This window comes from Achromobacter insuavis (genome assembly GCF_902859645.1).
Classification (GTDB): domain Bacteria; phylum Pseudomonadota; class Gammaproteobacteria; order Burkholderiales; family Burkholderiaceae_B; genus Achromobacter; species Achromobacter insuavis.
In genome coordinates, this window is sequence record NZ_CADIJR010000143.1 from 1 (window position 1) to 7,102 (window position 7,102).

The window sequence follows — 7,102 nt, forward strand, 5'->3', positions numbered from 1 at the left end:
CGCCCGCTGCGCCGGCCCCCGCCGCGCCCGCCGCTCAGTCGGCGGCGCAGTCGGTGTTCAAGCCGCTGGCCGGCGCCGCGCCCGGCGCCGGCACCGACATCGACCTGATCATGGACGTGCCCGTCCAGCTGACGGTCGAACTGGGCCGCACCCGCCTGACCATCAAGAACCTGCTGCAACTGGGCCAGGGCTCGGTGGTCGAGCTGGACGGCCTGGCCGGCGAGCCGATGGACATCTTCGTCAACGGCTACCTGATCGCCCAGGGCGAAGTGGTGGTGGTGGAAGACAAGTACGGCATCCGCCTGACCGACATCATCACCCCGTCCGAACGCATCAACCGTCTCAACAACCGTCGTTGACCCCGCGTCCGTGATGAACGACTCCGCCCTGCTGCGCGTCATCATCGGCCTGGTGCTGGTGCTGGCGGCCATCCTGGCCGCGGCCTGGCTGGCGCGCCGCGCCGGCCTGACGCAGCGCGGCGGCGGCAACCTGCTCAAGCAGGTCGCCAGCCTGCCGATCGGCGCGCGGCAGAGCATCGTCGTCGTCGAGATCGAGAATACCTGGGTGGTCGTGGGCGTCAGCCCCGGCCAGATCACTCCCCTGCATACCCTGCCTGCCGGCGAACTGCCGCAAGCCGCGACCTTGCCCACCGCCGCCTTCGCGGCCAAGCTGGGCCAGGCGCTCAAGCGCCGCTAGGCGGCGCGCGCATTTCCACACCATGAGCTTGCCCAACACTCCCCGCGCCCGCCGCAGCGCGTTGCCCCTGCTGGGCGCCGCCGCCCTGCTGGGCCTGGCGCTGTACCCGGCCGGCGTCATCGCCCAGGCCACCCTGCCCGCGCTGACCGCGACCCCGGGCGCGAACGGCTCGCAGACCTATTCGCTCAGCATGCAGACGCTGCTGCTGATGACGTCGCTGTCGTTCCTGCCGGCGGCGCTGCTGATGATGACTGGCTTCACCCGCATCATCATCGTGCTGGGCCTGTTGCGCAGCGCCATGGGCACCGCGATGTCGCCGCCCAACCACGTGCTGATCGGGCTGGCGCTGTTCCTGACCTTCTATACGATGTCGCCGGTGTTCGACAAGATCTACACCGACGCCTACAAGCCGCTGTCCGAAGGCTCGATCCAGTTCGAGGCCGCCGTCGAGCGCGCCGCGGGCCCGCTGCGCACGTTCATGCTGCACCAGACTCGCGAGAACGACCTGGCGCTGTTCGCCAACCTGGCCAAGCAGCCGGCGCTGGAAGATCCGTCGCAGGTGCCGCTGCGCATCCTGGTGCCGGCCTTCATCACCAGCGAGCTCAAGACCGCGTTCCAGATTGGCTTCACCATCTTCATTCCGTTCCTCATCATCGACCTGGTGGTCGCCAGCGTGCTGATGGCGCTGGGCATGATGATGGTGCCACCCGTGACCGTGGCGCTACCGTTCAAGCTGATGCTGTTCGTGCTGGCCGACGGCTGGAATCTGCTGATGGGCTCGCTGGCCCAGAGCTTCTACCAATAGGGAATCGCCATGACCGCCGAAACCGTCATGACCATGACCTACCAGGCGATGAAAGTCGCGCTGGCGATGGCCGGCCCGCTGCTGATCATCACCCTGATCGTGGGCCTGGTGATCAGCATCTTCCAGGCCGCCACGCAGATCAACGAAATGACGCTGTCGTTCATTCCCAAGCTGCTGGCCATGTGCGGCGTGCTGGTGCTGCTGGGCCCGTGGCTGATCGGCATCATGGTCGACTACATCCGCCAGCTCATCGGCCAGATCCCCGGCCTGGTGTCGTAGCGGCGCGCGCCGCCGGCCCCCGGGACGCGTCCTCATGTTCTCCTTCACCATCGAGCAGCTGAATGGCTGGATCGGCCAGTTCCTCTGGCCGTTCGTGCGCATCCTGGCGCTGGTGGGCACCGCTCCCCTCTTCTCCGAATCAATGATCCCGGTCAAGGTCAAGATCGGGCTGGCCTTCGTGCTGGCGGTCGCCGTCAGCCCGGCGCTCGACCCCGCGCCGCCGATCGCACCAGGCTCGTTCGCCGGTCTCTGGATGGTGATGCAGCAGGTGCTGATCGGCATCGCCATGGGCTTTTCCATGCGCCTGGTGTTCGCGGCGGTGCAGACCGCCGGCGAATTCGTCGGCCTGCAGATGGGCCTGTCGTTCGCATCCTTCTTCGACCCCAGCACCGGCGCCAACACCGCGGTGCTGTCGCGCCTGTTCAACATCGTGGCGATGCTGACGTTCCTGGCGCTGGACGGCCACCTGCTGGTGCTGGCGGCCCTGGTGCGCTCGTTCGACACCCTGCCGGTGGCGGCGATCCAGCTGCACCAGAACGGCTGGGGCGTGGTGGTGGAATGGGGCAAGACCGTGTTCGTGTCCGGCCTGCTGCTGGCCCTGCCGCTGATCTGCGCGCTGCTGACCATCAACCTGGCGATGGGCATCCTGAACCGCGCCGCGCCGCAGCTGTCGGTGTTCTCGGTGGGTTTTCCGGTCAGCCTGATCGTGGGCGTGGTGCTGCTGACCGTGGTGCTGCCCAATTCCGGCCCGTTCCTGGAGTCGCTGTTCGAATCCGGCCTGTCGGCGATGAGCCGGGTGGCCGATGCGCTGGCGGGCAGATAGCGCCACGCCCGTCCCCGCAGGCAACGCCGCGCGCCATGCCCCATGAAAAAACCGGCCCTCGAGCCGGTTTTTTCATGCGTCTTCGCGGGCCTACTGCTGCCCGGTCAGGCGGAACACCCGGATGGTCTCGCGCAGCGTGCCCGACTGGTTGCCCAGCTGCAGCACGGCGCCGCCCAGTTCTTGCACCAGCGCGGTGTTCTGCACCGTCATCACGTCCATCTGCGATACCGCGCTGTCAACCTGCTCGATGCCGCTGGACTGCTCCTGGGACGCCTGCGAGATCTCGCCGATGATGTCGGTGACGCGATGCACCGCCGCCACGATCTCTTCCATGGTCGCGCCGGCCTGCTCGGCCTGGGCCGAGCCCTCGGTCACGCGGTCGACCGAATCCTCGATCAGGCCCTTGATTTCCTTGGCCGCCTGCGCGCTCTTCTGCGCCAGGCTGCGCACTTCGCCGGCCACCACCGCGAAGCCCTTGCCGGACTCGCCGGCGCGGGCCGCTTCCACCGCCGCGTTCAGCGCCAGGATATTGGTCTGAAAGGCGATGCCTTCGATGATGCTGACGATGTCGACGATCTTGCGCGAGCTGTCGGAGATGCCATGCATGGTGCTGACCACCTGGCCCACCGCGACGCCGCCCCGGCGCGCCACGTCCATGCTGCTGGCAGCCAGCTGGTTGGCCTGGCGGGCGTTGTCGGCGTTCTGGCGCACGGTCGAGGTCAGCTGTTCCATGCTGGCCGCGGTCTGCTGCAGCGAGGCGGCCTGGCCCTCGGTGCGGCCGGCCAGCTCCTGGTTGCCGCGGGCGATGTGGACCGCCGCCTGGGTGGTGCCCTCGATGCCGCGGTAGACGTCCTGGGCGATGCCGATCAGGCTCTTGCGCATGACTTCGAGCGAGAACTTCAGGCTGCCGATCTCGTCATCGGAATCGGCCACGATCTGGGTGGTCAGGTTGCCGGCGGCCACCTGGCGCGCCATGTTGGCGGCGTCCACCATCGGATCCAGCAACGAACGGCTCAGGCTCCAGCCCAGGCCGAAGATCCCGATCACGCCCAATGCCAGCAGGCCGCAGGCCAGGCTGGCGCCGGTGGCGTCCAGCGACGCCCAGTTGGCATTCAGGCCATAGGCGCCGGCCGCCACCACGATGCCCGACGACAGCAGCGCATGGCGGAACATGCGGCTGCGCACGTTGCGCTTGAACGGAAAGGCCAGCAGGTCCAGGCCGCGGCGCCAGCCGGCGCGCACCGGCCGGCCGCGCACGATGCGCACGCCGCGGGCGCGGCCTTCGCGGATGCGCTCGTACAGTGCCTCGGCCATCTCGATCTGTTCGTCGCTCGGCCGCACGCGCACCGACGAATACGCCACCACTTCGCCGTTCTCGACGATCGGCGTGGCGTTGGCCAGCACCCAGTAGTAGCCGCCGTCCTTGCGGCGGTTCTTGACCAGGCCGAGCCAGGACTCGCCGGCTTCGAGCGTCTGCCACAGGTCGGCGTAGGCTTCCGGCGGCATGTCGGGATGGCGCACGATGTTGTGCGCCTTGCCGATCAGTTCTTCGCGGGAGAATCCGCTGACTTCGATGAATGCCGGATTCGCGTAGAGGATGCGGCCCTTGGTATCGGTACGCGAGATCAGGTATTGATCCTCGCGCAGCTTGGTTTCCACGTCATTGACAGGAAGGTTTACGCGCACAGCTTGTCTCCGGTTGCATCATGGGGCGCAGCGAACGATCCACGGCGGTCGATCCGAACCGGGCGCCCCGTCGCAACCAGTCCCCGCCCGACTCCCGGGGCGGCGCATGCCGATGCGCCGCGCGGCCAGGAGCGGTTCGCTGCCCTTTTTCTGGGCGTTATGACTATGAACGGCAATATTTTCGAAAACTTAAGCTGTCCATGACAAAAATCAGACCTGCATAAGATATTCGACCCGGCGGCCGCGAACGGGCGCCGGGTCGGCGGGAGCCGCGGCCGCCGGGCCGCGCTCCGCATCACGGGGCTCGCGCCCCGGATGATCAGTCTTGCGTCAACGTCGGCGCCTGGTAGCCGCCCAGCTGGTGGGCCGGCACTTCGATCACTTCGCCAGCGTTGATCTTGAACACGGCCACCGCCTCGGACAGGCGATGCGCCTGTTCCTGCAGCGAGCCGGCCGCGGCGGCGGCTTCTTCCACCAGCGCCGCGTTCTGCTGCGTCACTTCGTCCATCTGCGACACCGCGCGGTTCACCTGGTCGATGCCGCTGGACTGCTCTTCGGACGCCGCCGAGATCTCGCCCATGATGTCCGTCACGCGCTTGACCGACGCCACGATCTCTTGCATCGTCGCCCCGGCGCGTTCCACCTGCTGTGACCCCGCGCCCACCTTGGTCACGGAATCCTCGATCAGGCCCTTGATTTCCTTGGCCGCCTGCGCGCTGCGCTGCGCCAGCGAGCGCACTTCGCCCGCCACCACCGCAAAGCCCTTACCCTGTTCGCCGGCACGCGCCGCTTCCACCGCCGCGTTCAGCGCCAGGATGTTGGTCTGGAAGGCAATACCGTCGATGACCGACACGATTTCCGAGATCTTGCGCGAGCTGGCCGAGATGCCCTGCATCGTGTTGACCACTTCGGCCACCGCCGAACCGCCGCGCTCGGCCACGTCCGAGGCGCTGGCCGCCAGCTGATTGGCCTGGCGCGCGTTGTCGGCGTTCTGCTTGACGGTCGAGGCCAGTTCTTCCATCGAGGCGGCGGTCTCTTCCAGCGAGGCCGCCTGCTCTTCCGTGCGGCTGGACAGGTCGGTGTTGCCGGCCGAGATTTCGCGCGAACCCACCGTGATTTCGTCGACGCCGCGGCGCACCGTGGCCACCGTGCGGGTCAGGCTTTCCTGCATGCGCTTGAGCGCGGCGAACAGCTGGCCGATTTCGTTGTGCGAACGCACTTCGACGCGGCTGGTCAGGTCGCCGGCGGCGATCTTGTCGAAATGCTGGCCGGCCTCGACCAGCGGACGCACCACCAGGCGGCCGAACAACACGCGGCAGAACACCATCAAGGCCAGCGCCAGCGCCACCGCGACGGCGACGGCGATCATGGCGCGGTTGAAGTTGGCCTCGGCCTGGTCGATCGTGGCCTGCTGCTGGTCGCCGATGTACTTGCTGAATTCGCCAATGGCCTCGATGAAGGCGGCGCTGCGGGGCGTGCCGTATTCGTTGTTGACCATGTAGAAAGTCGAGTAGTCCTCGCTGCGCAGCGCTTCCACCATGGTGTCGACGCCGTCATCGATGTACGAGCGGTAGCGGCGGACCAGGTTCATGGACAGCTGGCGGCCGGTATCGTCCTGCAGCATGTTCTTCTGGAAGTCGGCGAAGCGGCTGCGCACGCCGGTCAGCAGATCGGTGGCGCCCTTGAGCGCCGCGGCCGCGTCACGCGCCGAGTTCTCGCCGCTGCCCCAGCCGGATTCCTGCAGGTGGCGGGCCGCGACCATCAGGCTGACGCGCGCGCGCAGCATGTCGCTGTTGATCACATCCACTTGCTTGGAGCGTTCGGTCAGCGCATTGACCTCGCGGATGGACTCGTAGTTGTGCTGCAGGAAGAAGGCGGCCAGGCCGCCCACCGCCGCGATCAGCACCGCGAAGAACGCCATGACCCACAGCAGCATCGTGCCGACGCGGGCGTCGCGCAGTCTCAGCTTGCGTTTCACCTTGGGCGCACGCGAGGCCTTTTTCTTACCGACCTTGCCTGACTTCGCTCCGGATTCCAGACTCGCTTCCATATTCTTTCCCCATCCCTCAGGTACAGCTCTGACCAAATGAAAAACCACCCTGGCGTGCCTTCCTTGCGGAACGGGCACGCATCAGGGCGACGTACGCGGCGGCCACGGGGGCCGGCACGCTCTCCGCGAAAACGGGACCTAGCGGCCCTGGCGCATCGGCTCGGGCGACACGACGGCCGGCCCCGGTATGACGATGGTCTCCACCTGGACCTCCGGCGCGGGCGGCTGCGTCCATTCCTGACTGGTGTCAGGCACGGGCGCGGGGCCCAGCAACTTCTGGCGTTCCCAGGGTTCCAGCAGAATATTGGTGCTGTCCACGAGGCGCATCAGGCGGCCGTCGGGGCCGAACTGCAGCAGCGCTTCCTTGCGGCTGTACAAGCCGTCCGGGACAAACGTGATCTTGAAGGACCAGAGGGCGAGGAAGGTGCCGTCGGTCTGTTTGTAGAACTTGTCGGGCGGCGCGGTGAGCGCCCGCGAGGCTTCTTCCAGCGTCGTCTGCCCTGGCGTCAGGGTCGACAGCTTGCCGGGGTCGAAATTGTGGCCCGTCGCCGAGCAGCCGGCGATCAATGCCGTAATCGCCGCTGCCGCCAGAAGATGTAGATAGCCTCGCATACCTGCCCATTTACCGGTCATTGCCGGCGTCAGAAAGATTCCCAATCATCGTCGGCCGGCGCCTGGCGGCGGGTGGCCGCCGGAGCCGGCTTGGCCTCGTTCGCCGCGGCCGTGGCCGTGGCGGCGCGCGGCGCCGGACGGCGCAGCGGAC

8 protein-coding genes are annotated in these 7,102 nt (G+C 67.4%); 5 read left to right on the forward strand and 3 right to left on the reverse strand.

Translation table 11 applies throughout. The features are described from left to right. From fliN to fliR, 5 genes are all read left to right on the forward strand, one after another. On the forward strand, positions 1-359 hold a 359-nt coding region (gene fliN, locus H0523_RS31125; protein WP_180180284.1), incomplete at its 5' end, for a flagellar motor switch protein FliN. Positions 360-372: 13 nt separating this feature from the next. Further along, on the forward strand, positions 373-696 hold the full coding sequence (gene fliO / locus H0523_RS31130) for a flagellar biosynthetic protein FliO (RefSeq protein ID WP_006394455.1): 324 nt from the start codon (positions 373-375) through the stop codon (positions 694-696). 22 nt (positions 697-718) lie between these two features. After that, complete coding sequence (gene fliP / locus H0523_RS31135; protein WP_006394454.1) at positions 719-1,501, forward strand: flagellar type III secretion system pore protein FliP; 783 nt, start codon at positions 719-721, stop codon at positions 1,499-1,501. 9 nt (positions 1,502-1,510) lie between these two features. Further along, a complete protein-coding gene (gene fliQ, locus H0523_RS31140; RefSeq protein ID WP_025138879.1) occupies positions 1,511-1,780 on the forward strand; it encodes a flagellar biosynthesis protein FliQ in 270 nt (89 codons plus the stop codon). 34 nt (positions 1,781-1,814) lie between these two features. After that, positions 1,815-2,603: a flagellar biosynthetic protein FliR gene (fliR, locus tag H0523_RS31145; protein ID WP_054435751.1), complete on the forward strand. Its 789-nt coding sequence runs from the start codon at positions 1,815-1,817 to the stop codon at positions 2,601-2,603. Between the two features lie 90 nt (positions 2,604-2,693). On the opposite strand, the gene H0523_RS31150 is transcribed toward fliR, so the two are convergent. From H0523_RS31150 to H0523_RS31160, 3 genes are all read right to left on the reverse strand, one after another. After that, complete coding sequence (locus H0523_RS31150; protein WP_054435750.1) at positions 2,694-4,289, reverse strand: methyl-accepting chemotaxis protein; 1,596 nt, start codon at positions 4,287-4,289, stop codon at positions 2,694-2,696. A gap of 319 nt (positions 4,290-4,608) precedes the next feature. Next, the gene (locus tag H0523_RS31155; protein WP_180180285.1) at positions 4,609-6,339 is read right to left on the reverse strand and encodes a methyl-accepting chemotaxis protein; all 1,731 of its coding nucleotides are present in this window, start codon (positions 6,337-6,339) and stop codon (positions 4,609-4,611) included. A 138-nt stretch (positions 6,340-6,477) separates the two neighbouring features. Continuing rightward, a complete protein-coding gene (locus tag H0523_RS31160; protein ID WP_054435754.1) occupies positions 6,478-6,951 on the reverse strand; it encodes a hypothetical protein in 474 nt (157 codons plus the stop codon). Positions 6,952-7,102: the final 151 nt, after the last annotated feature.

Coding starts and splice junctions, on each gene's coding strand:
- fliO (WP_006394455.1), top strand. CDS start 373: ATGAACGACTCCGCCCTGCTGCGCGTCATCATCGGCCTGGTGCTGGTG.
- fliP (WP_006394454.1), top strand. CDS start 719: ATGAGCTTGCCCAACACTCCCCGCGCCCGCCGCAGCGCGTTGCCCCTG.
- fliQ (WP_025138879.1), top strand. CDS start 1,511: ATGACCGCCGAAACCGTCATGACCATGACCTACCAGGCGATGAAAGTC.
- fliR (WP_054435751.1), top strand. CDS start 1,815: ATGTTCTCCTTCACCATCGAGCAGCTGAATGGCTGGATCGGCCAGTTC.
- H0523_RS31155 (WP_180180285.1), bottom strand. CDS start 6,339: ATGGAAGCGAGTCTGGAATCCGGAGCGAAGTCAGGCAAGGTCGGTAAG.
- H0523_RS31160 (WP_054435754.1), bottom strand. CDS start 6,951: ATGCGAGGCTATCTACATCTTCTGGCGGCAGCGGCGATTACGGCATTG.